A 26,797-nucleotide genomic window follows, 5' to 3' on the forward strand; every position below is an offset into this window, starting at 1 on the left:
CCCATTCAGACATGTTTGTTTTGCCGAGAATTAGCGCGCCACTCGCCTTTTAAATTTTTTACTATTGTGGCATCTTTTCCGATCACCCAGTCCTTCAATGCTACAGCACCAGCGCTTGTTGGCATTTTTTTCGTACCGATATTATCTTTTAGTAAGACCGGTATTCCGTGTAAAGATGCTTTGTTTGCACTTGCGTGTTGATCGAGCTTCCTCGCCTCATCTAAGACGTTAGGATTTATTTCTGTAATAGCATTTAGCTTTGGTCCATTTTGATCATATTTCTTAATACGATTTAAGTAGGTGCCCACCAGTTCCTCGTAATTCAACTTATTTGTCGCAATGAGTCGCTGTATTTGATTGACATCAGCACCAATAACTAGCTTTTCTTTCGCTTCTAGTTTACTGATATCAAGCGTCTTTAATTGTTTATTCACTGGATCTAAAACACGTTTTTGCTCATACATCATGTTCTTCCCAGTTTTTGTAGTGTCGCTCTTGGTCAGCAACCAATAGGCCCCCCCTACCGCCAAAATTAACACTGTCATTGCGCTCCCGATAATGATACCTTTTCTCATGTTGTCGCCTCCATTGTTTTTTCCTAAGTATACACCTTAGCAAGCACTGAATCCCTCGATGTATGTGACAGAACAAAACAAATTTGTAAGCAAGGCAAACAAAAAACTGAAACCCACAAGCAGGCTCCAGTTTTTCTGAGTGAAGTCTTATTAATCTAAATCTGTCGCGTTCTGTTCTTGCTTCTGTGTTCTCGCTTTACGAATGAAATAAATCCCGACTAGAAGTACGAACCAAACCGGCGTTACGAACAGCGCTACACGTGTGTCTTCCGCTAGTGCTAGCACAACAAGTATGAAAGCTAGGAACACAAGAATCACGTAGTTAGCAACTGGATATAGCGGCATTTTGAATTTATTTTTTGCTGCAAGTTCTGGACGTGTTTTACGATATTTCAAGTGACAGATAACCGTGATTCCCCAAATATACAAGAAACATACTGTCGAAATACTTGTGATGAGCGTGAACACACCTTCTGGCATCACGTAGTTTAGAATAACCGCAATCAAGATAACAATCGTCGAGAAGAATAATGCATTGGCGGGAACTTTATGTGATGTTAATTTTGTCATCGGGTATGGTGCGTTCTTTTCTTTGGCAAGCGAGTAGACCATCCGGCTTGTACTGAAAACCGCACTGTTACACGCTGATGCCGCCGAAGTTAAAACGACAAAGTTAACGATAGCTGCTGCTGCCGCGATTCCTAAAGCCGCGAAAACCTGTACAAACGGACTTTGTGCTGGATTAATGTCATTCCATGGATAAATACTCATAATCACAATTAACGCACCTATATAGAAGATAATAATCCGAATCGGGATATTGTTGATCGCTTTTGGAATTACTTTCTCGGGGTCTTTCGTCTCCCCAGCCATCAAGCCGACAAGCTCAATCCCGACAAAAGCGAATACAACCATCTGGAACGATAGAATAAAGCCGCTTGCACCGTTCGGGAACCAACCGCCGTGACTCCATAAATTAGTAAAGCTAGACGCGCCTGCATCTGTTGAAAATCCTTTTATAATCATGAATGTACCAACAACAATCAATGCCAATATCGCGATTACCTTAATAAGCGCGAACCAGAATTCCATTTCACCGAACAATTTCACGGTTGCAAGATTCATCACGAGCAAAATAACTAACGCGATCAGACCCGGCACCCATTGCGCCACATTCGGAAACCAGAATTGCGTATATAGACCGACCGCAGTCAAATCGGCCATCGCAATGGAGATCCAGCAGAACCAATAGGTCCAACCAGTTACGAAAGCCGCGCCATTGCCTAAGTAATCAAAAACAAAGTCAACGAACGAGTGGTAATTCAGATTCGATAAGAGTAATTCTCCTAGCGCACGCATGATCAAGAAACAAATAATTCCAGTAATCGTATAAGCAAACAGTATCGACGGTCCTGCTAAATGAATCGATTTCCCTGAGCCAAGAAACAAACCAGTTCCGATTGCGCCTCCAATCGCTATCAACTGCACATGGCGATTTTTTAAGCCTCTCTCTAATTGTCGTTCTTCTGACATATGTATTTCCTCCTTATTATTGTTGAGATCCGCACCTAACCAATCCAGCAAAATCTCAATCTTGTGTGAAACAATGTCTTCAAGTTTTATTCTTCTATCATACCGTAAAATGAACCTGAACACCATAATTTTTTCATTCACAATGTAACCGCTATCATTTATATCATTGTATCACATGCACAAGAATTTGCACAATGAAGAGCGCTTATAATTTTTATTTTTCTTTAAACCCATTGATGAACAATACATATAACAAGTTCGGATTTTTAATTTGTAATTCACAGATTTATTGATTATATTTTCTCATGAGAGCTTCCAATCGATAAGTTTGTGAAAAATTGAATTTCATTGTGTATTTCGTTTAACATATTTTCAATTTCAATCATACTTTAGTTATAAATAATATGTAATTTTTTAGGATAGACCAATTTTTTAAAACTCGCTTCATTATCTCGTATTTGGTATGCCAATAAGGTTTTAATCCAAATAATACGCAAACTGATAGTCATCCACCCATTCACCATCTATCCAAAATTCACGCTTGAAATACGCCTCTTGCTCAAAACCTAAATGCTTATAAAATGCGATAGCGCTCGTGTTTGTAGCCATGACCCGCATAGCGATTTTGCCGATGCCATTTTCCTTTCCGAGCTCGAATAAACTTGAAATTAGCTTCTTCCCTACGCCTTTTCCTTGTGCAGCTTTTGATACAGAAATTCCGAAAAGCCACTGCCGTTTGCGCGTGACGGAGCTGCCAGGATAGTGGTATATCAAAGAGCCTAGCACGACGCCGTCCTCATCTTTTGCTACCAACATTTGTTGCGCCATAATATCCTGTTTAAATTGCTCGTACTCGTTTTCCTTCACGATATGTGGTGTCGTCCCTTTTATCATGACGGTTTTTTCTATTTCCCACAACGCTGGAATATCCGCCTCTGTTTGGCTAGTAATCCTAATTGCCATATGTATCACTCCTCACCTAGTTTGTCATTCCCCACCAAAAGCGTGCAACCACCATGCGATTCATTGCTAAAAACACCGGATTCTACTATACTGATACTCTATCATGCAATAAAGGACGTGCTAAAAAATGGAAGATAATATTTTCGAAAATATAGCAAAAAAATACGATAATCCCCAACGAATCGAACTTGCGAATATCATTGCTAATAGAGTCAAAGAAGAATTGGCGGACGCGGGTGATAAGACGCTCATCGATTATGGGAGCGGGACGGGACTCGTTGGCTTGCAACTGGCTGGCCTTGTCGAATCCGCTACTCTAATCGATGCAGCAGAAAATATGGTGGCGATTATAAATGAAAAACTAGCATCTCATCCGCTCCAAAACGTTAGCGCTTTAGTCTCTGATTTCACAGCAGATACCATCCCTGTAAAAGCAGATATTATTCTCGTATCACTAGTCCTGCTACATATTCCAGATACGAAAATCATTCTAGAGCAACTCTACAAGACGTTAAATGAGAACGGTAAATTGATCATTGTCGATTTCGATAAAAACCCTCAAATAAGCCATCCAAAAGTCCATAATGGATTTGTCGCTGCCGAACTAGAGGAACTACTAGCACAGACAGGTTTTAAAAACGCAACTATCGAAGTATTCCATCACGGTAACAACCTATTTATGAATCAAGATGCCTCCCTTTTTATAGCTACTAGTAGTAAATAAATAGAAGACAGGAACATCCGCTAATTTTTCGAATGTTCCTGTCTTTTTGCGTCTATGCTTTTCTAAGAATTTTGTCCATTGCTTTTCCTTTAGCCAGTTCATCGATCAACTTATCCAAATAACGAATTTGTTGCATCAATTTGTCCTCGATATCCTCGACACGATAGCCACAAATCACGCCTGTAATCAAGCCGACATTAGAATTCATTTCCGGCGCCTGCTCGAAAAAGGTTTCAAAATCTACTTTCTGCTCCAACACGTTTTGCAAAGCTTTCTGATCATAGCCAGTTAACCAGAAAATGATCTCATCAACCTCCGCTTTTGTTCTTCCTTTCCTTTCAACTTTCTGTATGTACAACGGATATACACTTGCAAATGACATTGCAAAAATTCTTGGCTTTTTCATTTTGATTCTCCTCCTCGTTACTAGTTTTGCGCTTCTTAATCGTGCCTTCTACTTCAAAGATATCATCTTTTAAAGAAAATGCAAAGAAACCCTAGTAGAGGGGCTTAATTTAGACTATATCACTGTCGCTCATTTCTTTAATGATAATTTCCTGAACTTCTCTAGTTGCAATGCCCATTAAATGTTGTCCTACACCAGAAAATTGTTCAATATCAGAAAAACCCATAGACTTGTAAAACTCGGTGGACTTAGTATTCAAAGAATCGACCACTAAAACTGGAAACTTAACGTATGGAGCAATATTTACACTAAATATCCTAAAAAGAGTATTCATAAGGGTTAATCCATAACCTTGCCTTTGATACTTTGATTTTATCGCAAAATGGGTAATCTTAAAGGCTGGATAAATTTTCAATTGATTAGTAAAATATTTTGTTTTAGATTTTTTGAATTTCTTCGCTAAAGTTACCTCCCCCGCACATATGGTAAAATAGCCAATCAATTCGTTACCTTTCATCATAACCGTTGTAGAATTAAGCATTTCTGTATCTTGTTTGATAGCCTCCGTGCAGATAAAATCATCCAATAACGCAATCCCGCATTCAAAGGGGCCTACAACTTCATCATGAAACACTAATGAATTTAGAGAAAATACATCGATCTCATCACTTGTTTGTCGTCCATCATCACTCATCTTAGCTCAATCTCCTAATTAATGAATCTTTATATTTACTTTTTTCGCGCTCTTCATCTTTAGCGCAACTGAATTAACTTTATTTAAATCAATAGTGGGGCTTTCAAATAATTTAACAGCTTTGTTGAAATCTTTATCACGCAAAGCAATAACGTTATTATTTTTTTGTATGCTTGTTGCCATACAGATACCCTCCTGTCATTTATTTATAGATAGTTCTAGTATAACTGATAGAAGTTACTTTGTAAATAAATATGGTTAATTTTGTAAAATATAAAAAATCACATAACTTCATTGTATCAGAGCTAATTCCAGAAGACTAATGGCTCACTTCTTCTTTTTTTTCTTCGTGAACATGGATTTAAAGGCATTTTTGATGACATCAAAGAAGCTCAGAGAACTCACCATATTAGCTGGATCTACATAAACCCTTATTGCTCGGAGTACATCTTTTGGCCTCTTAGAAGCAAACGTAAACGTGCCATTGCGCTTGGTTTTGATGGCGTAGCGAGGAATCCATTTACCTTTTAGCATGACTGAAACGATGACTTGATCCACTTCTTCCCACGGGATTTGGATAAACTTGCGTACATCGCGTGAGTTGTAAAATTCGAAGCCTTTATCCCCAATCAAAATTTCACCATAATCTGTCAGTCCGGTAAAAGCGGTGGCATCTATTTTCATGTCTACTTGTGTATTAATCGATTCAACCAACTACATTCGCTCCATTTCTTTTCACTCGTTTTAATCATTATACCTTAAACTAATAAAAAGAGGCTAGCCATTAATTGCACCAGCCTCTTTTTTATCGGCTTAATTTTACAGAAGTCCGATTACGTGACCAACTACACCAACTACGAATAGTCCTAGAATGATGACAATTGGACTGATTTTTTTCTTAAGCAACCACATACATAGGAATGTTAGTAGTAATGCTGCAAGTCCTGGAATTAAGCTATCCAAGTTATTTTGCAAAGTTGTTACTTTTACTTGAGAAAGTGATAATCCTTGCGTGTATTGTTCGAATGCTGTTTTAACACCGTCAACACCACTTGGAAGTGAATTCCAATCAATATAGGCACCATTATCTAGCTTAACTTCAGAAATGACTGGTTTGAAGACAATGGATACCCACCTCTGCACCAGGGCGGCGAGCACGAACATCCCGAGTATGGAAGCACCTTTTGTGATATCTTGTAAAAGGCCACCGGAAAGATCGTCTGTGATTTTAGAACCAGCTTTGTAACCAAACTCTTGTGTATACCACATGAAGCTCCAACGAATAATGTTCCAAGCTACGAAGAAAATGATTGGGCCAAGGATGTTTCCGCTGATTGCAAGAGAAGCTCCTAATGCACCTAACATTGGACGAACTGTAAACCAGAATACTGGATCTCCAATACCGGCTAGAGGTCCCATCATCCCGACTTTTACCCCTTGGATTGCTACGTCATCAACTGGTGCACCATTGGCACGTTCTTCTTCCAGTGCAAGTGTTACTCCAAGAATTGGTGATGCTACATATGGATGTGTATTAAAGAATTCCAAGTGACGTTTCATCGCCGCTGAACGGTCTTCTTTTGATTTATATAATTTTTTGATTGCTGGAATCATTGAGAATGCCCAACCACCATTTTGCATACGCTCATAGTTCCAAGAACCTTGAATAAACGTAGAACGCCAAGCTACACTCAAGCGGTCTTTTTTCGATAAGACAATTTTTTTCTGTTTCTGCCATTCTTTTCTCCTCCTTTTTTAGGTTTAATAGTCGTTTAGGATGTCGCCGAGCGGATCTTTGGAATTACCGCCTCCGCCACCGTTTGAATTACCGCCACCCATTTTAGAAAGGTTAAGGTAAATAAGAGCTAACGCAACACCTAGAGCACCAATTGCGATAAGTGTTAATTGAGTAATTGCTGCTACGACAAAACCGATGATGAAAAATGGCCATACTTCTTTTGTTGCCATCATGTTAATAACAAGCGCATAACCTACTGCTACTACCATTCCCCCACCAATTGCCATACCTTCTGTTAACCATGCTGGCATTGATTCTAGGAAAGATTGTACGCTGTCTGCTGGAATGAATAAAAGTGCTGCTGCTGGAATCGCGATACGAACACCTTGCATACAGATGGCACCGATATGCAACCATTCCACTTCTCTGAAACTTCCTTTTGCTGCGGCTCTATCCATTAAATGTACGATAGGAACTGCCAAAGTACGAACGATCATTGTTAAGAAAAGACCTGCTACTGCAAGTGGAATCGCGATGGCAATCGCTGAAGGAATACCTGCTACGCCTTGTCCACCTAATACTAAAATAATTGCTGATGCTACTGACGCAAGTGCGGCATCCGGCGCTACTGCTGCTCCAATGTTTGCCCAACCAAGCGCAATCATTTGAAGTGTCCCACCAAGGATAATACATGCCGTTAAGTTACCTGTTACTAGACCGATTAATGTACATGCTACTAGTGGCTGATGGAATTGGAATTCGTCTAAGATTCCTTCCATACCAGCTAGAAAGGCAATTAAAATTACTAAAATTATTGCTATTACAGACATAAATATACCTCCTATTTTGAATTTATTACTGCGCTTTTAGTTCAGCTTTTGCTTTCTTGATGATGTCGTCCATGTTTGCGCTCGAATCGTTAGGAACTTTCCGAACATCAAACTTAATCCCTTTTGCTTTCAATTTTTCGAAAGCTTCTACATCCTCTTGTCCCATTGCAAGTACTTTACTTACAACTGCCTTACCAACTGAATGGGCCATAGAACCAACGTTTACTTGCTCGATTTCCACGCCGCCTTCTACAGCACGGAGAACATCTTGCGGGTTTTCGAATAAAAGAAGTGCTTTTGTATTCCCAAAACGAGGATCTTTTGAAATCTCAATCATTTTGTCTACTGGAATAACATTGGCTTTAACGCCAGGTGGTGCCGCTTGTTCGATTAATTTTTTACGAAGATCGTCTTTTGCAACCGCGTCAGAAACGACGATGATGCGCGTTGGATTTGTTGATTTTGTCCATGCAGTAGCAACTTGACCGTGTAATAAACGAGAGTCAACGCGTGCTAAGACAAATTTAATTTTGCCGTCACCAACAACTGTTCCTGGAGCAAGGTCCGATTTTGGTTGTTCAGCAACTGCTGCTTCTTGTGGTTGCGGTTGTAATTCTTCTGGTTTGACACGCACGCCTTCTTGACCTGGTGTCAAAATAGCTTTAGCGATTTCTTGCGCAGAGTTCATTGAAAAACGTGATGCAAAAGATTCAATCAACATTGGCAAGTTAAGACCAGCGACAATTGCCCACTTATCTTTATGTTCTTCATACAAACCGTTTGCTTGGTTGAACGGGGTGCCTCCCCAAAGATCAACTAAGAATAGTACTTCATCTTGGCTATCAAATGACGCGATTGCTGCTTCCATCTTGGCTTTGATATCTTCTGGGCCTTCGCTTGGCATCAATGTGATTGCTTTAACGTTTTCTTGTTCCCCGAAAATCATTGTTCCGGACTGCAAGATACCTTCAGCAAATTCGCCATGAGTTGCAAGGATAATTCCTACCATCTTTTTCCCTCCTACATAATTAAATTTTATTTTTCTACCCAATTAATATAAAGCAATTTTCGTGCCAACTTTAGTGTATTGACGATTAAGCCTTATATGACAGGGATTGATACATATTAATTGAGATTAAAATAACTAGTGTATTATTCGGCGATACGGATGTTTTGCGTTTTCCGGATAGTGTATTGCGTTGGTATACAAGACACATGCTGTTTTTGGTCGAAGTTAATATATCGTTCCCTTTAGTGCAGTCGGGTAAACTATTTTTTGTGAATTTGAGTTAGGGATCGCCATTACGTCCACAACACAAATAAAAAACGACCACCAAACTTCGCACATTGGTAGTCGTTTTTAATCAGTTTGTACCTCGTTTCTTGATCATCTTAACTAGTAGAATAATTATTACTATTGGAATAAGAACTATTAAGGTCTGAGCAACTCCCAATATCAAAGCTCCCACTATTGTCGAGGTATTCACATCATTGAGTAGCATAATATCCATAAAACTAAGCAACACAAAGAGCGATATTCCTATAGTCAATATAGTTTTTTTCATGTCAGTCCTCCTAAATTATCTTATCACCGATGATTTGGAAACTTTACTCAAGTGATTGCGCTCTACAGTCACTCGAACTTAATAATCGCATACCCTTACACGTTAGACTCGACAGCGACCCATCTTATAAATTACTCAGAAGTTAAAAACTTGCTATCTTAAACACCCAACAACCTACACAAGTAATCATCCGCAAAAAATCTCCACATGTGCAACACTAACTCCATATCTCACTTAAATGTCAACATCATTATGATGCTCCAAAACTTCAATCTACATATTAGCTATTAGATGTTAACCGCTCCATTCTCTTGGAAGTTATGAAAATAGCTAGCATACTTAATGTGAAGAGAATACCCACAATCATTATACTATATCCTCCAAATACATAACTTGAATAGGGCAACGTCATGGCTCCTAAAGGTATCAATTTGGGTGACATTATTCCTATGTGGATTGCTGACATGGATTTTAAGGCCCCGCCAAATGTGATTAAAGCACTTCAAGAAAAAATAGATAGCCAAATGTACACCAATCAACTATCTGATTATGCTGTAAAAAAAACATATCCAATTGGTTAGACACTAGGCATGATTTCACCGTAAATGAATCTTCAATATTTTTCAAAGAATCTGTATTATCTTCTATTTCAATGGTTATTCATTGTCTAACTAAAAAGAATGATTTTATATTAATGCATACACCTATCTATCATCCCTTTTTTTTAATAACGAGGAGAATGGGGCGCAATGATATTTCCTCACCATTAGTTTATAAAAATAAAAGCTACTCGATAGACTGGTTAAACTTTGAAGAAAAAGTTGCAAAAGCGAAACTTTTTATCCTTTGTAACCCACAAAACCCTGGTTGTCGATGTTGGAATTTGGAAGAATTGACTACTATGGTTGAAATATGTAAAAAATATAATGTACCTATTATCTCCGACGAAGTTCATGCAGATTTAACAATGCCTGGTTATAAGCATATACCTCTGGCTAAGGCATGCCCTAAATATGAAAAACAAATTATTACTTTAATGGCTCCAACAAAAACATTTAATCTAGCTGGAATTAAAGCTTCGTTTTATATAACAACTAATATTGAATTTCTAAGAAAATTCCACACATATACAAATGAACATTCAGACTTCCCTTTGAACACACTCGGTAAAATCGCGTTAAATGCAGCATACAGTGGTAGCGCTGACTGGGTAGATAATCTTAATGATTACATCATTTCAAATTACAATTATGTGAAATCGGAAGTAGCACGGCACTGTCCTTCGATAATTGTGACAAACTTAGAGGCAACTTATTTAATGTGGCTGAATTGTAGAGCTCTAAATGTAGAAGATGAGGCACTTTACGAAGCTTTGCTTGAAAATAAAGTGGATGTTCAAATAGGTTCAGACTTTGGAGAAGAGGGAATCGGATTTATTAGAATTAATATTGCATGTCCTAAGAAAATTTTAAAAATCGGTTTATCTCGTATTATTGCAGGAATCAGAGCTCTATAAAATTAAAGGTTCTGGAATAGTCAAATTCGACCCAGATTTTGAAACCTATACGCTTGGGGGCGCTTGAGAATTTTTACATTTTAAAAAGATGAGCACCAACTTGCTGGATCACGAAGTTTTCGAAGCTAAATTTGAAAGTATTTTTATTGCTGATTATCGAACTACCCGTGATGAGACGGGTAGTTCAAAGCAAAATAAAAACCCCAACAGCCATAAACTGTTGAGGCTCTAAGATGGGTTGTGAGGGGATCGAACCCACGACCCGCTGATTAAGAGTCAGCTGCTCTACCAACTGAGCTAACAACCCGTGCGATAAATGTTTTTACCGACAAGACTTATTCTAGCACTTTCGCTCTGGCTTGGCAAACATTTCACACATTGTTGGAAGGACCTCATTTTCTGGGGCCCTTCTTATTTGTCATCTATTCTACAATCTGATTGAAATACTGGTCATTTATCTCTCGTATCCGCTTTAATTCACATTTTGGCTCGCGGTCGTATGTTAGTAGCCCGTTGATTTCGGCTTCCACGTCGGTCAGTTGGGTGTAGCAGTAGCCATGTAGGGCTTTGGAACTGTAAACGGCTTGCATGACGCGGCTGTAATCGGCGACGAATTCTTCGGCGTTTTTCACGGTTGTGTAGCCCCAGCCTGTCTGGTCACCTGTTTGAAAACCTATTCCACCGAATTCTGTTAGCAAAATTGGCGCGCCTTGGTGCTCAAATCCTGCGGCATAGACCGCGCGTAATGTGGGTTGGGATTTCAAAATGGCTTCTTTGTCGTGGATCATCGCGCTAAAATCGGCATACTTCTGGGGTTCGTCTTCTCGGCCGTGTGAATAATTATGCACCGCACAAATATCGGTTTCGGTCATTTCCCAGCCATCATTGGAGATTACCGGACGGGTTTTGTCGAGTGAATGAATGAGATGATACATCGCCTGGGTGTGATGTTGTTGTTCACGGTTGTTGTGAATCCCTGGTACGCCCCAGCTTTCGTTGATCGGCACCCACGTCACAATGCTCGGATGATTGTAATCGCGTTCGATAATTTCTAACCATTCGCGAGTCAGTCTGGTCGCGGCGTCTTCTGTGTAAACTGGCGCCGCCGCGCATTCGCCCCAAACGAGGTATCCCAGCGTATCTGCCCAATATAGGAAACGCGGATCTTCTACTTTCTGATGTTTGCGGCAACCATTGAATCCCATTTCCTTGGCAAGCTCGATATCGTAACGCAACGCCGCGTCGGACGGCGCAGTCAACAAACCTTCGCGCCAGTAACCCTGATCTAGCACCAATTTTTGGTAGTAAGGGCGGTTGTTCAAATAAATCATGCCGGCCTCCGTGTGCACCTTGCGCATTCCGAAATACGACGAAACTTCATCATACACCGCCGAATCATCCTCTAGGCAAAATGCAATATGGAAAAGGTTCGGGTTTTCTGGCGTCCAATTCCAGCCATCATTATGGTTCGGCGAGCGAAAAATCTGTTTTTGATAAATCGCCACGTCGCGTTGCATATGGTTTTGCGTCAACGTCACCGCATCTTCAGCAACCAACGTCTCCCCGAAACGAATCGCATATCGTAAGCGCTTACCAACAACGCCACCCGCAAAAATCAAATCGAGTTCCACCATACCCGTGTCCACATTCGGCGTCATGTGCAGCTTTTCAATATGTAGCGCGTCCACGATTTCCAGCCAAACCGTCTGCCAAATTCCCGTCGTGTTCGTATACCAAATCGAATCCGGTTCCGGCGTCCAACTCTGCTTCCCACGCGGAATCGTCTCATCTTTTTGCGGATCAAATACCCGCACAACTAGCGTCACAGCCTCATCACTAGCCACAAATGGCGTAATATCTAACGTAAACGAAGTATGCCCGCCGTCATGCTCACCGACCTTCTGCCCATTCACAAAAACGCTCGCCGAATAATCCACCGCACCAAAATGCAGCTTCACTTCCTTGCCACCGTCCAAATCCCCATCCAACTCAAACTCCCGCTTATACCAAACAATCTCATGATGCGTCTGATCATCAACCCCACTAAGCACTGTCTGATACACAAATGGCACGACAATCCGTTTCGCAAACGTCACATCGCCACGAAACCAGCCCTCACGCAACCCAACGTCCCCGTCATCAAAAGCAAATTTCCATTCCCCATTCAAATTCATCCAGTTTTCCCTTACAAATTGCGGTCGCGGATATTCTTCTCTCAACATTTCGCATCGCTCCTTCTCATATAAAACGCTTACAGTAAACTCTAAAGTTAACTAAACTAAAAAGCCATCTTACTTGCATTATATACAATAGATAACCATCCTGTCAAATAAATAAAAATAACATTAACTATATAGTAAATCATAAAACTATGTACACATAAAAAAAGAGAAGCTAGGAATTTACACCTAACTTCTCTCCCTATTTCTGCGTCTTTGAAATCTAGCTTTAAGAGCCAGCCTCTCGGAATTTTCGTGGCCGCGGCAAAAAGCAAGAGCGGCTTTTTACTGCGGCCGCTCCAGTTTTTTTCGGAGCTGAACGGGCCGTTTCAGCTTTATAATCGCCATACACTCTTCACAACATGTGTCTGCGAACGATCTGGTCCTACAGAGAACATCGAAACCTGAACGCCAGTCAACTGAGCAATACGTTCCATATAATGACGCGCATTCGCCGGTAAATCATCCAACGACTTCACATTCGTTATGTCCTCTTCCCAACCGCCTAACTCTTCGTATACCGGCTTACAACGAGCTAATTCTTTCAAACTCGCTGGGAACTCTTCAATAACCTTGCCATCCAACTCATACGCGACACAGACTTGCAATTTCTTAATGCCTGTCAACACGTCCAAAAGCGTCAAGGAAAGATCCGTCAAACCACTCACACGGCGGGCGTGGCGGACAACAACACTGTCAAACCAACCAACACGGCGCGGACGGCCAGTCGTCGTTCCGTATTCACGGCCAACTTCACGAATTCTATCCCCGATTTCATTATCAAGCTCCGTCGGAAACGGACCATCACCAACACGCGTCGTATACGCTTTGGCAACGCCGACAACGTGGTTAATTTTAGATGGGCCAACGCCGCTACCAATTGTCACACCACCAGCAATCGGATTACTCGACGTTACGAACGGATATGTACCTTGGTCAATATCCAGCATAACCCCTTGCGCACCCTCAAAAAGAACCCGTTTGCCATCGTCTAGCGCGTCATTCAACACAACTGATGTATCGCAAACATATTGCTTAAATTGCTGACCATATTCGTAGTACTCTTCTAAAATATCCTCTATTTTAAAGCCTTCCAACTCATAGAAACGCTCCAATAAACGGTTTTTCTCTTGTAAGTTATGCTCTAATTTCTCTTTAAAAGTCTCTTTATCCAAAAGATCCACGATACGGATACCAACGCGAGCGGCTTTGTCCATGTATGCTGGACCAATCCCTTTTTTGGTTGTGCCGATTTTGTTAGCGCCTTTACGAACTTCATCAGCTTCGTCAATGCGAATGTGATATGGTAAAATAACGTGCGCGCGGTTTGAAATACGCAGATTCCCAGTATCAACGCCTTTATCATGTAAGTATGCAAGTTCGGTCACAAGCGCTTTCGGATCAACAACCATCCCGTTTCCGATAACACTAACCTTCTCTTTGTAAAAAATACCCGATGGAATCAAGTGCAATTTGTATGTTTCTCCATCAAATTTGATCGTATGACCTGCATTATTACCGCCTTGGTAACGCGCGATGGCCTCCGCATTCTCGGAAAGAAAATCCGTAATCTTCCCTTTTCCTTCATCGCCCCACTGTGTTCCTACAACAACAACTGAAGACATCTAAACACCTCATTTAATTGGTCTTTTAAGCTCGGTTTGCCAAGCTTTTTCCACTATTAATTGTACCGTTTGTCCTTGCATTAGTCAATGAATTATCGAACGTTTTGGAAATTAGACATGTGAATCGTTCGCTTCTACAGTAATGTGAAACAGAGGTTATCGCTCACTTGATTCCGCGATAACCTCTTTTTTTAGCCTTCGATCTCTTTTTGACGGTATTTCGGGAGTTTTCGTAAGACTTGCTCGTATGCGTGCGCTAGCAGTTTTGCAAGGAAGTCATCGTTCTTTTCTTCATCCAGCAATACGGACACCCAATGGGATTTATTCATGTAGTAGCCCGGAATAATCGCCGGGTTCTCCGCTCGCAAAATTTCGCCCTGGTTCGGCTCAACTTTGACCGTGAGAATATCACGCCCTTCTTTGTTCGTACCACACATCGCAAACATTTTTTCACCAACAAAATAGCGGTCGGAACCCCACTCTTCTTTGTAATCATGCGTTGCGCCTTTTAAGTTCAGCGCTGCTTGGTGGATAGCTGGATATTTATTCATAAACTAGCTCCTCTCAATATTCGATTTCAAGACCAGTAATGTAGAAAATCTCGCCTGTTCTGCTGACTACTTGCATCTTAACATCATAGTTCGTATTATTCAACACTGCTTTGTAGTAGAATCGGAACGTACCATCTGCAAAAAACTCACCGCCAGCTTTTTCAATCACTGCGCCGGTTGTGCGATTTGTTGCTAGCACACGCAGTTTCGTCACATTCCCAATATAGGTTCCCGTAATATAGGATGTACTCAGCTTATATTTATTCGGAGTAACGTAATCTGTATACACTAGCTCACTCTGCACACGCGCCCATTGGTATGTTCCGTCTAGACATTTCTTCACAAAAAACAACTTATCTTCATTGTTTTCTTGAACGATCGCAATTTTACCCGCATTTGATGGAGCCGCGCGTTCAATAGTCGCACGTTCATCAACAGGAAGTTCTAATCCACCTGGTTTTACTACAGAATTAATCACCAACGCCTGTGTGTAGTTATCAAAACGATATTCGCGCCCTATAAGCAATGTACGCTGACCTTCATCCACTATTTTCCGCTCACCTAAAATAGAATTATCGCTACTTGCCTTGTTAATATCTGACGCATAAATTGTCGTGTTCAGTGCATTGGAACCTATTTTCACGCTCGCACGGCCATGAATAGTGATTAAATCACAATGGTCAAGCTGATACACGTATTCTGGCTGGCGATTACCTAAAATACGATTTTCATTGATGATAATATTACTCACATTTTTCCCGGCACCATCAGTCACCACGCCACCATTCATTCGAATCGCACATTCGGTTATCTCTTCAAACGTATTCCCACCAATAAAATTGTAAATGGACGCGCGTTGTTTTCCCATCGTGCCTTTGCAAATATCAATCGCGGCTTTGCTTAACTGATTAAAGGAGGACATATGAATATTGACGCCTTGACAACCTTCCATCAATAGCGCGGATCTCGGCGCGTACGAAATCTTTGTTTGCATCGCGGCATCACGAATGATGTTCCCCGCCATATCAACCTCCACGCCTGTCGCATTCACTTTGACGCCATCTAAATAACTCTCGTTGATATTTTCTAAATAAATAGCAGGAAGCGTGGCATCTTGCGGGCGACCACGATCGATTAGCTTATTAAACGTAACATACTGTCCATTTTTTAAGCTGTCGAGAACCGTACTACTATTGTCAATATGAATATCGCGCAAAACCAGCCCTTGTCCCAATCCTTTCGGCTCTGGCTGCGCGTTATCCGGATATTCACTAATACAAGCAATCGCGGTTCCCCTAATATTCACAAACATCAGGTTCTCAAAATGACACAAATCATAAGGTCGAATCGCACGAATCATCGTTGTTTTATTCACATTACGAAGGTCGAAACCTAGATTCTGGATATTCAAATTCCGCATAAAGGTTCGCTTGCCTTCTTTATTAATATATTTAATCTCAATCACAGCATTTCCTTCTTCTATCCCATCAAACAATACCTTCTTCGCACCACTCGAATCCGTCACTAACTCGCCTCGCGGAACGATGAGAGAAGCCACTGGCGACGCGCCTATCAACTTAATCCCCGTATTAACAACATAAATTGGCTTCGTTATCACATACTCACCGGGTGGAAAAAACACGATTCCGCCTTCCATCGCAACCGTGGAACTTGGCCCAACCGGCGATGCAAACAAGGCGTCTATCGCTGCCTGAATCGCCACTGTATCATCGGTTTTCCCATCTCCTTTTGCGCCGAATAGCACATCTTTCACATTTACAACTGCTCCATCTAAAATGGTATCATTATACATCTCTATATCCCCCTCTATTCCAAAACAAGAACAAGCGTTCTCTTAATTACTATACCACAGAGCTTCGTCATCTAATCTGCTTCGACACGACATTAAAAGTCATTTTTTGTTTAAACTGTTTCTAGAAGCCAAAAAAAACGCCCAAGTTACATCTCAACTTGGGCGATTTCTTCAACAAAATTACATACCTATTTGATTCCGAACTACGATTTCCCGACAGAATTTAAACAGTTCTGGAATCGCATCATCATCTTCAAATTTCATTTTTACGCAGCCTTTTCCGAATTTTGCTCTCGGTAAGCGGTTTTTCATCTCCAAAACCAACTCAAAATCTAGCGTATGCACCGAAAAATGCGTTTTTGCATTCGAAAAGGCGATGTATTGCTGACCGAATTTGAACGTCGGAATTTGATAGGAAATTTTCTCTTCAAAATCCGGATAATTCTCACGCATAAACGCAACAAACGTCATCGTCCATTTATGCTGTTCTTCCGTCTCTAAGCAAGCGATGTATTGATCTACCGTTTCCACCATGTGCTCTCCTCCAAATCAAAATTTTAAAGCTTGATTGGCGTCATTTCTACCTCTAATTTCTTCCACATAAAACACGGCATTCGTCGTCTGGAAATACGGTCCGATAAGCGCCAATGCGATGAAGAATAGTACGTCCCCAACCGCGACTAACGCCATATTTCCCAAAGCAAAGCCGACAATCAGTAATATCCCTGGTAGAATAAGCCACACAATAAAGCTCAACTGTAGAAAAAACAATTCCGTTTTGCGCCCATTCATCCGTTTGCGGCTCAAAGTGATCGCGTCCATCACGCCCATTTCTGGGTTATCGCGCATTAATCGGAACGTTTGGGAATAACTAAATGACTTAATAATCCCCGGCACAATCAAAAGTAGCGACCATAATCCAATAAAAATCATTATAATCAGACTCGCGACGAAATACCGTACATAATTTTTCTTTGTAAATACTTCTAAAATTTCGCGCCAACTTGCTTTTTGTTGATCTGCAATACTCAGGAAAAACCATTGGATCGACCCCATTAACGGCAAGCCAATAAAAATATAGGCTAACCATAAAATAATTCCTGCAATAATCGAATTCGGCAATACATCTCCAATGGACGGGATCACAGATGTATACCCTTCCAATGCGAATTGATAATCTTCCATTCGATCAGTCACGTACATGTACACTAACCACACGATAAGCGAATAGAGATAGACGCCTCTTAAACGCTGCTTTGCTATTTTTTTCATTATATAACGCTCCCTTTCATCCTGTAATTCTGCTGATGTCAACAGTCTCTCTAAGTATATCGCATAGCATGCTGCAACCGCAATCATATATTGGGAAACTTTACAGAAAAACTCCCCATAAAATAGATACTAGAAATTTTTCTAGCGTCTACTTTATGAGGAGTGCTCATGTATGGTAACTTAGTCGTTGTCGTATCTGTCATCGTCATCGTAGTCATTATCGTACTTGTCATCGTCATCATTGTCATTGTCATTATCATAGCGATCATCATCGTCGTCATAATCATTATACGTAGCATTATTTGAAGTGCTGTTAGTGTTTGGCTTCGTGCTCGTCGCAGGTTGCTTATTGATAACTTCTTTTTCAAAGCTATACACGACTGAATTCGCCGCGCCAATCTCCATGTCATATTCTAGATTGCCATTGATGATTTTAATATCGTATACTTTACGACCGTTTTCATAATCAACGCTTGATTGAACAACTCTACCGCCACCCGTTTTAGCTAATGCGATTTGTTGTGCTCGTGCTGCTGTGATTTCCGTTGCAGTGCTTGTTTTCGGTGCTGTTGTATTCGTTTTTGGCTTTGTTGTCTGTGCGTTATTTGTTGTATTATTTTGTGTGCTGTTGTTCGCTTTCGCTGAGTTCGTTCTCACCGTTTCTTTTTCGTAGCTGTAAATTTTCGAATCGGTTGCGCCGACGTCCATTTCATATTTTGCACTGCCATTGACGATTTGGATGTCGAACACTTTTCTGCCGTTTTCATAGTCCACTGTTGCGCGCGTCACTGTTCCTCCGCCAGTTTTTGCAAGAGCGATTTGCTTAGCTCTAGCTACTGTAATTTCTTTTACTGGCGTCACTTTTAGCTTGGAAGTTGCCGCCGTCGTTGTAGCTTTTGCTGTGGTTGGAATCGTTTTTTTCTCGAAACTGTAAATTTTGGAGTTGGTTGCGCTGATGTCCATTTCATACTCCACGTTACCTTTTACAATCTTGATATCGTACATTTTCTTGCCATTATCGTAGTCTAGGCTGTACTTCACGACTGTGCCGCCGCCAGTTTCTGCCAAAGCAATTTCTTGTGCGCGCTTCGCCGTGATTTCCGCTGCTGCCTCGGCTTTCTCACTGCCTTGATTCATAAAATACTGCCTGATAAAATAACTGCTACTGCCGTTGCGCCACAGCAAAGTACTGCTACGCCTACCTTTTTCTTACTCGTATCCATAATCGATGTTAGTCTGTTTTTCAATGTTCTTTTCCCTCCATAAAAATTAGTTGATAAAGCTGTTCGTTTTACATCTTTGTTTTTAATCAAGCCAATGATCGCTTCCCCGTAAGTTCTTCTCTTCTCAAGGTTTGCGCCCATAAGCAGCTGCTCATCACATGATTCTTCACAATCATTTTGAAATGCTCTACCCATCACATACACAAATGGATTAAACCAATGGATTGCTGTAGCGAGTAACAGTGCTGTGTTCACCCACAAATCCTTGCGCCTATAGTGCACTAATTCATGACGCAAAATCAATGATAATTCTTCATCATCAATCGGTTTCTCCGGTAATAAAATGGTTGGTTTCCGGAACCCGATCAGCATCGGGCTAATTTCAAATCGGCACATATGTATATCGATATGCTTTGATTTTATTCCCAACGCGTGTTTCTCTTGCTCGAACAACGACAATATCCTTCTATCCGTAACCGGCTTCGTCCAGCGCTTCACCATGTTTAAAAAGCGATAATGCTTCCAGATATTATATGCCAGAAAAATGATAAATCCAGTGAGCCAAATGCTAAATAAAATCAGCGGCAATGACCACGACCACGTCGCAGCTGGTGTTTCTACGGCATTTACCTCGCTGATATTCGTGGCTCCACCAGACGTCGCTTGTGGTTCGTTCGTATTGGTTGCCACATTCGTAACAATGGGTGCCTTGATAAGCGCCGTTTCAAACTCAGGTCGAAATGGCAGAAGTAGCCCCAGTAAAACGACAAACCAAATATAGTAGCGCCATTTAGCTGCATATTTTTTTCCGAAAAAATGATGAAATAGTAAAACTAGCACGATGATGATCGCCATTGTGATAGAAGCTTCTAATAGCGTGTAGATGATATGTTCCAAGTGTTATCACTCCCTTTTTGAAAGCCAGTCTTTGAGCTCGTCAATGTCTTCCTCCGACACATCGCCGCCCTTATACAGCGTATTGACAAGTCCCACTAGCGAATTATTGTAATGCTTGTCCATAAATTGCTCCGTTTCTAATTGAAGATACGTCTCCTCCGTCACAATTGGCGAATACACTCTCTCCCGCCCAACCTTCTCACTTTCTAGAAAATCCCGCTCAATTAAGCGCACTAATAGAGTAAGTACTGTCTGAGGCTTCCAGTGTTTATCTCCATCCAACATCGAGATAATTTGATTCGTGGAAACAGGAGGCGAACTCTTCCAAACAGCTTTCATAATTTCGAATTCCGCATCCGGCAATCGCTTCATTTTCTTCATCACCTCTCACTTTCTACACTTGTCGTTAATTACATTCTACATTTGTCGTTTTTAAAAGTCAAGTGTTTATTTGAAAATTAATTTTATATTTGATACAAAAAATATTCTGGCCAGAAGTCTCGCTCCCAGCCAAAGTGTTATTATTTATTGCTTATTTTCCTTCTTAAACGCATCATATTGCTTCTGCATTTCCGCCATCACTGTCTTCATTCCTGCATCATTCAACTTTTTCTTGAACTTCGGCATATATTCATCTGGGTCAACCGTCCCTGTCAGAAGCGCCGGCCCAAATTCATTACATACGTTTGTAATCGAGGCGATCTCTGTCCGAACATTTTTCGAGTCAAAGTAGAAACCGAGTCCTGGCGAAGCTTTAGATTCCTCATTAAACTCTTTGAATTTCTCCCACTTGTCCTTTGGCTCATCCGAATATCTCTTCAAAATAAAATGATTTCCGAGTGCGTATGTTGGCATCGAGTAATTTTCCACGCGCGCTGGTAGATCTTCAATACTGCCATCCGCAAGCTCTGTATAGTGCGTACCTTCGATTCCTTTATCGACCAAGTTACGCAAGTACGGGTCGGTGTTCAGCAGATTCAAAAATTCCACCGCTTCTTTCGGATGCTTCGATGTTACCGATACAGCTTGAATCGCACCTGTTACTGAGCTATTTTTGACGATTGGTGTTTTCATAATGGGTTGCGTCACAACTTTATACTGACCATTTGTCTGCTTATCCCAAATCGATTCGGCGTATGGCTGGTACTTCTCGATGCGCACAAACCAGTTTTCCTTGTCATAAGACCATGGATCCGTCGACGTCGCAATATCCTTACTCACATAACCATCTTTATAAAATCCATTTAAATCCTTCAAAATGGCGATCGTTTCTGGTTGCTCGTAGAAGTTCACGATTTTGCCAGTATCATTGTACTCATCCACCGCAAATGGAAGCGGAACAGCTGAATCAATTAAATAATCAAACGGCGTCACCGGCTTAAAGTCCTTGTTCCCACCGATTGGCGTAATGTTTGGCTCGTTTTCCTTAATTGTTTTAAGGAGTGGACCAAGATCGGCGAACGAATTTACTTTTGACACGTCCATCTTGTATTTATCTACGAGATCTTTGTTGAAAACATACACTTGTTGCTCGCCGATTTCTTTATTGGAAGGTACGCCATAGACTTTATCGTCCATTGTCACGCCTTTCCAAAGTTGGCTATTTAGCTCCGCTTTCATCTTCTTGCCTTCTTTATCTAAGTACGGCGAAATGTCCATAAAAGCGCCTTTTTGCGAATACGTAACGAATTCTCCCGCAGCGGTGTAAGCGATGTCAAAATTTTCACCCGAATTAATCATCGTTTGCATTCTGCTGCCGTAGTCCCCCCAATCGATTTGCGTCATGTCGACACCGATGCCAAGCTTCTCTTGCGTATATTTGTTGACCTCTTTCATCACCTTCGCATTATCCTTTTGAGGCGTCCCAATCATGTACCATTTCAATGTAACCTCACTATCTCCACTCGCCGACTTATCACTACCACAAGCCGCCATTACCAACAACATACTGCTCAAAATCATAACCAGAAACATTTTCTTCTTCATCAAAAATCCTCCCTTTTTACCAGGATCCCGAGTCAATCTCAGAACCCTATTTTATCACTAATCTGTAAATAGATGCTGTAACTCATTTCGGGCAGCTCCAACAGTTTCTCAGCCCGCAGATTTACTCTTTCACTCCCCCGATGGTCAGCCCGCTTATGAAATATTTTTGAAAAAACGGATACGTAATCGCGATTGGTATCGTTGAAATGACAACCATCGCCATTTTCGCACCGTCTTGGGGAATGCTTTTGAATGCGCCGGCTGTGAACGCGATATCCGAATTTTGACGCATGAACTCAAGATTATTCTCAATTTTCATCAACAGGGATTGGAGTGGGACTAGTTGTGGGTTGTCGATGTATAGCGAGGCGTTGAACCAGTCATTCCAATAACCGAGCGTGCTAAACAAGGCAATCGTCGCGATACCTGGCAGCGATAGCGGCAAAACAATTTTCCATAAAATGCGGAGTTCGCTAGCGCCTTCTATTCGCGCGGCCTCTAGGATTGGTTCTGGAATCGAGCGGATAAAGAAGGTCCGCATAATCATGATGTAAAACGCGTTCATTGCTAGAGGCAGAATCAGTGCCCAGATGGAATTTTTCAGTTGGAGTACTTGGGTCATGACGATGTATGCTGGTACCATCCCGCCACTAAACAACATCGTGAAAAAGGCTAAAAAGGTGAATTGTTTGCGGTAGGCGAATTGTTTACGGGAAATCGCATAAGCGTACAAGGCAATCATCGCTACGCTAAACACAGTTCCCACTACGGTAACCACAATCGTGACGCCATAGGATTGCAACAGCTGACCTTTCATATTCCAGAGGTATTTGTAGGCTTCTGTGCTCCATTCATTCGGGATAAGCCGGAAACCCTGTGTTGCTAGTGAATCTTGACTACTGAACGAAATCACAATGATGTATAGGAACGGAAAGACGCATAGTATGCCAAGGAATCCGAGTAATATATTCATTGCTACGTTCATGTTAGGTCCGAAATCGATGACGTCAGGCTTTGTTTTTTTACGCTTATCTTTTTTCGGCAGGCGGAGGTCGCCATTGACCTGCTCTAACTGCTCGACTTGTTCAATTTGTTCTGCCAATTAACTCACCTCCGTTTTTAAAATAGGGCATATTCTGGATCGATTTTCTTCACGATGTAGTTTGTAAGCATGACAAGTATGAAGCCGACAATCGACTGATAAAGCCCTGCCGCGGCACTCATACTGATGTCCCCAAGCGATGTTAAACCACGATAAACGTATGTATCGATAACATCCGTCACTGGGAATAATGGCCCTGAATTTCGCGGAAGCTGGTAAAACAAGCCGAAATCAGAGTTGAAAATTTTGCCGACGTTTAGAATTGTTAGAATGATAATCAGTGGTGTCAAAGCCGGAATCGTAACGTGGCGAATTTGTTGCCATTTGCCGGCGCCATCGATCATTGCGGCTTCGTAATAATTCCGATCAATACCTGCAATCGCGGCTAAATAGACGATACTACCGTAGCCCATCCCCTTCCAAATGTTCATGAAAATCAGGATGAACGGCCAATAGTGTGGATCGCTATACCACGAGATTGGATCGCCACCAAAGGAGACAATCAGCGAGTTAAGTAGTCCACTATCTTCACTCAAGAAACTGTAAAGGAAGTAGCTCACAACAACCCATGACAGGAAGTAGGGAAATAGCATACCAGTTTGATACACTTTTGCCATGCGTTTGTTTACAAGACTGTTAAAGACGATCGCCAAAGCAACGCCCAAAAGGAGTCCCACGACAATAAAGACTAAGTTATAAAGTACGGTATTCCTTGTAATAATAAAGGCATCATCTGTTCTAAATAAAAACTTGAAATTTTCTAACCCTACCCAGTCACTACTCATTAGACTAGATATGAATCCGCTTCCATCTACACGGTAATCTTTAAAGGCAATCACAGTTCCAAACATCGGTAAATACGCAAAGATTAAAAACCATGCGACTCCTGGTAAAACCATGAATAACCAAATTTTATTCGCGTAGAGCTTTTTGAAGAACTTCTTCAATTCGTGTCACCCCGCTTTTGTAAGTGTTTTCAACATACTAAGTGTACCTTTTTTAGGGGTATCGCGAATAGTGGGGGAAATATAGATTTGTGGACAAAATTAGGAAAGCACAAAAAGATGGACCACGAGTTGATATTTCGCTCAACTTATGGTCCACCCTCATGTTCTGTTGCTCTATTTTGCGTTTACCTCAGATTATCCCGTAACGGTGTGGAAATATTCGAGTACTCCTCATATTTTGATGTCATATCGGCAGGAAGCACTTTTCCCCACGCCTTCTTATTAGGGATCAAGTCCTGATAATCATCTGGCCATCCCGACACTTTTAAAATGCGATCTGCTGTGTCATCACGGGTGTTCCCAGCCACATAAGAATCAACTGGGAAAAATCCTACGCCATCCGTTGTTAAACCTAAACCGATCCTTCTGTTGGATGGTATATTTTGATAGTTGATATATGCATTGCTTATAAAAACACCCTTATGCGTGTTAGGCGTCCGAGTTGCCCAGTTGAGTTCCATCCCAAACGCATAACTATCCTCCCATTTTTTCCAGTCAAAAGTGTTGCCCGCAACTAACCAGTTAGACAATTCGAATACGGATGTATAAGTGTCAGCTAAACCATATTCGCAGTTCCATACATAATAATCCCTGTATTTCTAAAATAGTTATTCACAATGAGGATATTTCGTCCTGATTTAAATTTAATGCCTCCTGCTACGCCATTATGAAAACCACGAACATGGTTGCCTACAAAATCTATGTTTTGAGATCCTCTTAGATAGATAGCATGATCTTGCCCTACGCTACTATTAGAATAAAAGAAATTTCGATTGATCTTGGCATTCTTTAATGTGTTGTAGGAATTAATCCCTGTAGAAATATAATTCTGGTCATCTTCTGTCACATCTATTTTTTTCGACTCAGCTAGTGTTTGAAGCTTAGTAATCGTCGCTTTTGTCGCGTCTGGACTAACACTCTTCATGCCAGATAGCTCACTCATTTTAAGTCCAATGATATTTCCCTCAATTTGCGTATTTTGCATATGTCGATATGTCCCGCCCGTCGCAAAACCACTTACATATATCGTCGTATTGACGGTTATGTCTCTGCTTTCTAATTCTGCACCTGCTGTTGCTACGAGTGTTAATTTACTTCCTGGGACTTGTTTTGGCATACTAAATACGAAAGATCCGCTTCCAATCGCTGTTGTTTGCGCTATGATTTGCTTCTGTTCATTATAAAGGCTTATTTTTGAAAACCCTTTACGCGCAATGCCTCGGTAGCTTACTTCGTTAGAACTTATTGTTGTTGGCATGGAAACGATTGGGTTCTGGTACTTTGATTTCTCGCGCCGTGCTCGTGTCGCCTTCTATGCTTTGAGTTACTGATAATTTTGTTCCCGCTACTTGTTTTAAAATTGGAATAGAATACTGACCGGTGATAAATACTATTCCACGTCCAATTTCTTGATCATCAGCTTTTATAATAACTGTTGCTCCTGCTACTCCTGTCCCTCCGATGACAGGATTGGCACTCGTTGTTAATCGGTCTATTCCTGGTGATTCAATTCCTTTAATTGTTGATATTGTGTTTTTTTCCAAAAAAATTCTTCAGGTAAATTAGTTGACGCTTCTCCATTCACACTGTCTATGGAAAAAATAGGCGCTAGTCCCATAGCCATTAAAACTATTGTGCCCTTTCTTACAGCTTTACTCACATCGTTCTTTTTCATTTACTGCCTCCATAATCTTCATTTTTTATCTGAAATCCCTATATTGCGAATATCCAAATTTTAACTAAACGAAACTTTACTCCTATATGTTTAGTATAAACTTTATTTACTGATGCTGTCTGTGGATGGATTATAAATCTTAAATTTGTGAAAGCGGATTAAATCTAAATGCACAGCTTCTTTTTTTCTAAGTAAACGCTATCACGACAAAAAATACTAAAATAATTAAAAAAGGAAACACCGATAGGGGGCTTGATTTTTCTCAATACCTAGCTTCTGTAAGTATGTTTGGTTCGCACTTTCTTGATTCCAAATCTCAGATTATGCATTAGAAAGCGCACTTCCATGAATTGAAAGTGCGCCTTCACCCTACTGTATTTATGATCTACCTTTTAAAGACGTTGTTTCCTTTTATTGAGGAGAATGCTGGATCCAATCACTACAAGCAGGCTTCCAAATAGGAGGGTTAACAACGAGAAATCGTCTCCATTTTTCGGCATTCTCTCCGTTAAGATTGTGCGTTTTTCATTTTTACTAGCTTTATCTATTTTCCCTATTTCGCTTGGATCGTTATCTGATTTAGACAGATTTTCTGGTGTTTGCGGATTGTCTAGTTGATCTACTCTTTCCGGGTTTTCTGGATCTGGCTTCTTGATAAAGCGAACCGTTTGGTCTAAGTCATTGATATCTTCATGTACCACAACTTCTTTCCCATTGCGGAATAATTTTTCAAAGACAACAACTTCTTTTCCAGCTAGTTCACGTGCATCTAAGTCAAAGGCTACTTCTACGACACCGCTTGGCTCTTCTGGTGTGAAGGTTGTTTCGCCTAGCACTTCTTTACCGTTTGATACGACTGGCATACCTGTTGCTTTATCCATTA

Annotated in this window: 31 protein-coding genes and 1 tRNA gene; 3 read left to right on the forward strand and 29 right to left on the reverse strand. The window is 41.0% G+C overall.

The window, feature by feature from the left end; all coding sequences use genetic code 11:
* Positions 1 to 5: 5 nt before the first annotated feature.
* The 3 genes from PGRAN_RS17495 to PGRAN_RS09100 all read right to left on the reverse strand — a co-directional run bounded on the left by PGRAN_RS17495 (position 6) and on the right by PGRAN_RS09100 (position 3,071).
* Complete coding sequence (locus tag PGRAN_RS17495; protein ID WP_051998548.1) at positions 6 to 575, reverse strand: amidase family protein; 570 nt, start codon at positions 573 to 575, stop codon at positions 6 to 8.
* Between the two features lie 150 nt (positions 576 to 725).
* Positions 726 to 2,108, reverse strand: coding sequence for an amino acid permease (locus PGRAN_RS09095; protein WP_036066602.1), 1,383 nt, complete (start codon positions 2,106 to 2,108; stop codon positions 726 to 728).
* Positions 2,109 to 2,585: 477 nt separating this feature from the next.
* Complete coding sequence (locus PGRAN_RS09100) at positions 2,586 to 3,071, reverse strand: GNAT family N-acetyltransferase (protein ID WP_051998549.1); 486 nt, start codon at positions 3,069 to 3,071, stop codon at positions 2,586 to 2,588.
* 127 nt (positions 3,072 to 3,198) lie between these two features.
* On the opposite strand from PGRAN_RS09100, the gene PGRAN_RS09105 reads away from it, so the two are divergent.
* The gene (locus PGRAN_RS09105) at positions 3,199 to 3,795 is read left to right on the forward strand and encodes a class I SAM-dependent methyltransferase (protein ID WP_036066604.1); all 597 of its coding nucleotides are present in this window, start codon (positions 3,199 to 3,201) and stop codon (positions 3,793 to 3,795) included.
* A 52-nt stretch (positions 3,796 to 3,847) separates the two neighbouring features.
* On the opposite strand, the gene PGRAN_RS09110 is transcribed toward PGRAN_RS09105, so the two are convergent.
* From PGRAN_RS09110 to PGRAN_RS17025, 8 genes are all read right to left on the reverse strand, one after another.
* The gene (locus PGRAN_RS09110) at positions 3,848 to 4,201 is read right to left on the reverse strand and encodes a DUF2200 domain-containing protein (protein WP_036066605.1); all 354 of its coding nucleotides are present in this window, start codon (positions 4,199 to 4,201) and stop codon (positions 3,848 to 3,850) included.
* Positions 4,202 to 4,310: 109 nt separating this feature from the next.
* The gene (locus PGRAN_RS09115; RefSeq protein ID WP_036066607.1) at positions 4,311 to 4,895 is read right to left on the reverse strand and encodes a GNAT family N-acetyltransferase; all 585 of its coding nucleotides are present in this window, start codon (positions 4,893 to 4,895) and stop codon (positions 4,311 to 4,313) included.
* A gap of 18 nt (positions 4,896 to 4,913) precedes the next feature.
* Positions 4,914 to 5,078, reverse strand: a complete 165-nt coding sequence (locus PGRAN_RS16795; protein WP_159101130.1) for a hypothetical protein — start codon at positions 5,076 to 5,078, stop codon at positions 4,914 to 4,916.
* A gap of 144 nt (positions 5,079 to 5,222) precedes the next feature.
* Entirely contained in the window at positions 5,223 to 5,609 is a 387-nt protein-coding gene (locus PGRAN_RS09120; protein WP_036066609.1) for a DUF956 family protein, read from the reverse strand.
* A gap of 105 nt (positions 5,610 to 5,714) precedes the next feature.
* A complete protein-coding gene (locus tag PGRAN_RS09125) occupies positions 5,715 to 6,614 on the reverse strand; it encodes a PTS system mannose/fructose/sorbose family transporter subunit IID (RefSeq protein WP_036066612.1) in 900 nt (299 codons plus the stop codon).
* Positions 6,615 to 6,656: 42 nt separating this feature from the next.
* The gene (locus PGRAN_RS09130) at positions 6,657 to 7,463 is read right to left on the reverse strand and encodes a PTS mannose/fructose/sorbose transporter subunit IIC (RefSeq protein WP_036066613.1); all 807 of its coding nucleotides are present in this window, start codon (positions 7,461 to 7,463) and stop codon (positions 6,657 to 6,659) included.
* Positions 7,464 to 7,488: 25 nt separating this feature from the next.
* A complete protein-coding gene (locus PGRAN_RS09135; protein ID WP_036066614.1) occupies positions 7,489 to 8,472 on the reverse strand; it encodes a mannose/fructose/sorbose PTS transporter subunit IIA in 984 nt (327 codons plus the stop codon).
* A 355-nt stretch (positions 8,473 to 8,827) separates the two neighbouring features.
* A complete protein-coding gene (locus PGRAN_RS17025) occupies positions 8,828 to 9,028 on the reverse strand; it encodes a hypothetical protein (RefSeq protein ID WP_036066617.1) in 201 nt (66 codons plus the stop codon).
* A 410-nt stretch (positions 9,029 to 9,438) separates the two neighbouring features.
* Here PGRAN_RS17025 and PGRAN_RS16800 point away from each other — a divergent pair, with 410 nt between their 5' ends.
* Both PGRAN_RS16800 and PGRAN_RS09145 read left to right on the forward strand, forming a co-directional pair.
* On the forward strand, positions 9,439 to 9,609 hold the full coding sequence (locus PGRAN_RS16800) for a hypothetical protein (RefSeq protein WP_159101131.1): 171 nt from the start codon (positions 9,439 to 9,441) through the stop codon (positions 9,607 to 9,609).
* A 35-nt stretch (positions 9,610 to 9,644) separates the two neighbouring features.
* Positions 9,645 to 10,544 (forward strand): MalY/PatB family protein, encoded by a 900-nt coding sequence (locus PGRAN_RS09145; RefSeq protein WP_338151711.1) that lies wholly within the window; start codon positions 9,645 to 9,647, stop codon positions 10,542 to 10,544.
* Positions 10,545 to 10,778: 234 nt separating this feature from the next.
* Here the strand turns inward: PGRAN_RS09145 and PGRAN_RS09150 are convergent.
* From PGRAN_RS09150 to PGRAN_RS09225, 18 genes are all read right to left on the reverse strand, one after another.
* Positions 10,779 to 10,851: transfer RNA gene (locus tag PGRAN_RS09150), tRNA-Lys, on the reverse strand.
* Between the two features lie 115 nt (positions 10,852 to 10,966).
* On the reverse strand, positions 10,967 to 12,766 hold the full coding sequence (locus tag PGRAN_RS09155) for a glycoside hydrolase family 2 protein (RefSeq protein WP_036066619.1): 1,800 nt from the start codon (positions 12,764 to 12,766) through the stop codon (positions 10,967 to 10,969).
* A 332-nt stretch (positions 12,767 to 13,098) separates the two neighbouring features.
* Positions 13,099 to 14,388 (reverse strand): adenylosuccinate synthase, encoded by a 1,290-nt coding sequence (locus tag PGRAN_RS09160; RefSeq protein ID WP_036066622.1) that lies wholly within the window; start codon positions 14,386 to 14,388, stop codon positions 13,099 to 13,101.
* 191 nt (positions 14,389 to 14,579) lie between these two features.
* Positions 14,580 to 14,939 (reverse strand): MmcQ/YjbR family DNA-binding protein, encoded by a 360-nt coding sequence (locus PGRAN_RS09165; RefSeq protein ID WP_036066624.1) that lies wholly within the window; start codon positions 14,937 to 14,939, stop codon positions 14,580 to 14,582.
* A 13-nt stretch (positions 14,940 to 14,952) separates the two neighbouring features.
* On the reverse strand, positions 14,953 to 16,752 hold the full coding sequence (locus PGRAN_RS09170) for a glycosyl hydrolase family 28-related protein (RefSeq protein ID WP_036066625.1): 1,800 nt from the start codon (positions 16,750 to 16,752) through the stop codon (positions 14,953 to 14,955).
* 180 nt (positions 16,753 to 16,932) lie between these two features.
* Positions 16,933 to 17,286, reverse strand: coding sequence for an iron chaperone (locus PGRAN_RS15720; protein ID WP_051998551.1), 354 nt, complete (start codon positions 17,284 to 17,286; stop codon positions 16,933 to 16,935).
* A gap of 15 nt (positions 17,287 to 17,301) precedes the next feature.
* On the reverse strand, positions 17,302 to 18,024 hold the full coding sequence (locus PGRAN_RS15725; protein ID WP_051998552.1) for a DUF975 family protein: 723 nt from the start codon (positions 18,022 to 18,024) through the stop codon (positions 17,302 to 17,304).
* A 180-nt stretch (positions 18,025 to 18,204) separates the two neighbouring features.
* Positions 18,205 to 19,161 carry a PepSY domain-containing protein gene (locus PGRAN_RS09185; protein WP_036066626.1) on the reverse strand — a complete coding sequence of 319 codons (957 nt, stop codon included), beginning with the start codon at positions 19,159 to 19,161 and terminating at the stop codon, positions 18,205 to 18,207.
* Positions 19,158 to 20,144: a M56 family metallopeptidase gene (locus PGRAN_RS09190; RefSeq protein ID WP_036066666.1), complete on the reverse strand. Its 987-nt coding sequence runs from the start codon at positions 20,142 to 20,144 to the stop codon at positions 19,158 to 19,160. Before PGRAN_RS09190 ends, PGRAN_RS09185 begins: the two co-directional genes overlap by 4 nt.
* A 6-nt stretch (positions 20,145 to 20,150) precedes the next feature.
* Entirely contained in the window at positions 20,151 to 20,525 is a 375-nt protein-coding gene (locus PGRAN_RS09195; RefSeq protein ID WP_241433329.1) for a BlaI/MecI/CopY family transcriptional regulator, read from the reverse strand.
* A gap of 144 nt (positions 20,526 to 20,669) precedes the next feature.
* A complete protein-coding gene (locus tag PGRAN_RS09200; protein ID WP_036066630.1) occupies positions 20,670 to 22,130 on the reverse strand; it encodes an ABC transporter substrate-binding protein in 1,461 nt (486 codons plus the stop codon).
* A 121-nt stretch (positions 22,131 to 22,251) separates the two neighbouring features.
* A complete protein-coding gene (locus tag PGRAN_RS09205; protein ID WP_036066631.1) occupies positions 22,252 to 23,232 on the reverse strand; it encodes a carbohydrate ABC transporter permease in 981 nt (326 codons plus the stop codon).
* Positions 23,233 to 23,249: 17 nt separating this feature from the next.
* A complete protein-coding gene (locus PGRAN_RS09210; protein ID WP_376699095.1) occupies positions 23,250 to 24,131 on the reverse strand; it encodes an ABC transporter permease in 882 nt (293 codons plus the stop codon).
* A gap of 233 nt (positions 24,132 to 24,364) precedes the next feature.
* Positions 24,365 to 24,769, reverse strand: a complete 405-nt coding sequence (locus PGRAN_RS15730; RefSeq protein ID WP_149024033.1) for a hypothetical protein — start codon at positions 24,767 to 24,769, stop codon at positions 24,365 to 24,367.
* Positions 24,770 to 24,795: 26 nt separating this feature from the next.
* Complete coding sequence (locus tag PGRAN_RS15735; protein WP_051998554.1) at positions 24,796 to 25,497, reverse strand: hypothetical protein; 702 nt, start codon at positions 25,495 to 25,497, stop codon at positions 24,796 to 24,798.
* Complete coding sequence (locus PGRAN_RS16615; protein WP_149024034.1) at positions 25,475 to 25,783, reverse strand: Ig-like domain-containing protein; 309 nt, start codon at positions 25,781 to 25,783, stop codon at positions 25,475 to 25,477. The genes PGRAN_RS15735 and PGRAN_RS16615 overlap by 23 nt, the downstream gene beginning before the upstream one ends.
* Positions 25,732 to 25,914: a hypothetical protein gene (locus PGRAN_RS16805; RefSeq protein ID WP_036066634.1), complete on the reverse strand. Its 183-nt coding sequence runs from the start codon at positions 25,912 to 25,914 to the stop codon at positions 25,732 to 25,734. Before PGRAN_RS16805 ends, PGRAN_RS16615 begins: the two co-directional genes overlap by 52 nt.
* A gap of 392 nt (positions 25,915 to 26,306) precedes the next feature.
* Positions 26,307 to 26,797, reverse strand: a 491-nt coding sequence (locus tag PGRAN_RS09225; RefSeq protein ID WP_036066635.1) for a VaFE repeat-containing surface-anchored protein, incomplete at its 5' end; no start/stop codon positions are given.

The sequence above is a fragment of the Listeria grandensis FSL F6-0971 genome (assembly GCF_000525835.1).
Classification (GTDB): domain Bacteria; phylum Bacillota; class Bacilli; order Lactobacillales; family Listeriaceae; genus Listeria_A; species Listeria_A grandensis.

Excerpts from the sequence above, each read along its gene's own strand:
- PGRAN_RS17025 (WP_036066617.1), bottom strand. The coding sequence starts at position 9,028 with ATGAAAAAAACTATATTGACTATAGGAATATCGCTCTTTGTGTTGCTT.
- PGRAN_RS15735 (WP_051998554.1), bottom strand. The coding sequence starts at position 25,497 with ATGCCAACAACAATAAGTTCTAACGAAGTAAGCTACCGAGGCATTGCG.
- PGRAN_RS09095 (WP_036066602.1), bottom strand. The coding sequence starts at position 2,108 with ATGTCAGAAGAACGACAATTAGAGAGAGGCTTAAAAAATCGCCATGTG.
- PGRAN_RS09210 (WP_376699095.1), bottom strand. The coding sequence starts at position 24,131 with ATGGTTTTACCAGGAGTCGCATGGTTTTTAATCTTTGCGTATTTACCG.
- PGRAN_RS09105 (WP_036066604.1), top strand. The coding sequence starts at position 3,199 with ATGGAAGATAATATTTTCGAAAATATAGCAAAAAAATACGATAATCCC.
- PGRAN_RS16795 (WP_159101130.1), bottom strand. The coding sequence starts at position 5,078 with ATGGCAACAAGCATACAAAAAAATAATAACGTTATTGCTTTGCGTGAT.
- PGRAN_RS09165 (WP_036066624.1), bottom strand. The coding sequence starts at position 14,939 with ATGAATAAATATCCAGCTATCCACCAAGCAGCGCTGAACTTAAAAGGC.
- PGRAN_RS16805 (WP_036066634.1), bottom strand. The coding sequence starts at position 25,914 with ATGAAAAAGAACGATGTGAGTAAAGCTGTAAGAAAGGGCACAATAGTT.
- PGRAN_RS09100 (WP_051998549.1), bottom strand. The coding sequence starts at position 3,071 with ATGGCAATTAGGATTACTAGCCAAACAGAGGCGGATATTCCAGCGTTG.
- PGRAN_RS17495 (WP_051998548.1), bottom strand. The coding sequence starts at position 575 with ATGAGAAAAGGTATCATTATCGGGAGCGCAATGACAGTGTTAATTTTG.
- PGRAN_RS09170 (WP_036066625.1), bottom strand. The coding sequence starts at position 16,752 with ATGTATAATGATACCATTTTAGATGGAGCAGTTGTAAATGTGAAAGAT.
- PGRAN_RS09130 (WP_036066613.1), bottom strand. The coding sequence starts at position 7,463 with ATGTCTGTAATAGCAATAATTTTAGTAATTTTAATTGCCTTTCTAGCT.
- PGRAN_RS15725 (WP_051998552.1), bottom strand. The coding sequence starts at position 18,024 with ATGAAAAAAATAGCAAAGCAGCGTTTAAGAGGCGTCTATCTCTATTCG.
- PGRAN_RS09195 (WP_241433329.1), bottom strand. The coding sequence starts at position 20,525 with ATGAAGAAAATGAAGCGATTGCCGGATGCGGAATTCGAAATTATGAAA.
- PGRAN_RS09200 (WP_036066630.1), bottom strand. The coding sequence starts at position 22,130 with ATGAAGAAGAAAATGTTTCTGGTTATGATTTTGAGCAGTATGTTGTTG.
- PGRAN_RS09135 (WP_036066614.1), bottom strand. The coding sequence starts at position 8,472 with ATGGTAGGAATTATCCTTGCAACTCATGGCGAATTTGCTGAAGGTATC.
- PGRAN_RS15720 (WP_051998551.1), bottom strand. The coding sequence starts at position 17,286 with ATGGTGGAAACGGTAGATCAATACATCGCTTGCTTAGAGACGGAAGAA.
- PGRAN_RS09110 (WP_036066605.1), bottom strand. The coding sequence starts at position 4,201 with ATGAAAAAGCCAAGAATTTTTGCAATGTCATTTGCAAGTGTATATCCG.
- PGRAN_RS09160 (WP_036066622.1), bottom strand. The coding sequence starts at position 14,388 with ATGTCTTCAGTTGTTGTTGTAGGAACACAGTGGGGCGATGAAGGAAAA.
- PGRAN_RS09115 (WP_036066607.1), bottom strand. The coding sequence starts at position 4,895 with ATGAGTGATGATGGACGACAAACAAGTGATGAGATCGATGTATTTTCT.
- PGRAN_RS16800 (WP_159101131.1), top strand. The coding sequence starts at position 9,439 with ATGGCTCCTAAAGGTATCAATTTGGGTGACATTATTCCTATGTGGATT.
- PGRAN_RS09185 (WP_036066626.1), bottom strand. The coding sequence starts at position 19,161 with ATGAATCAAGGCAGTGAGAAAGCCGAGGCAGCAGCGGAAATCACGGCG.
- PGRAN_RS09155 (WP_036066619.1), bottom strand. The coding sequence starts at position 12,766 with ATGTTGAGAGAAGAATATCCGCGACCGCAATTTGTAAGGGAAAACTGG.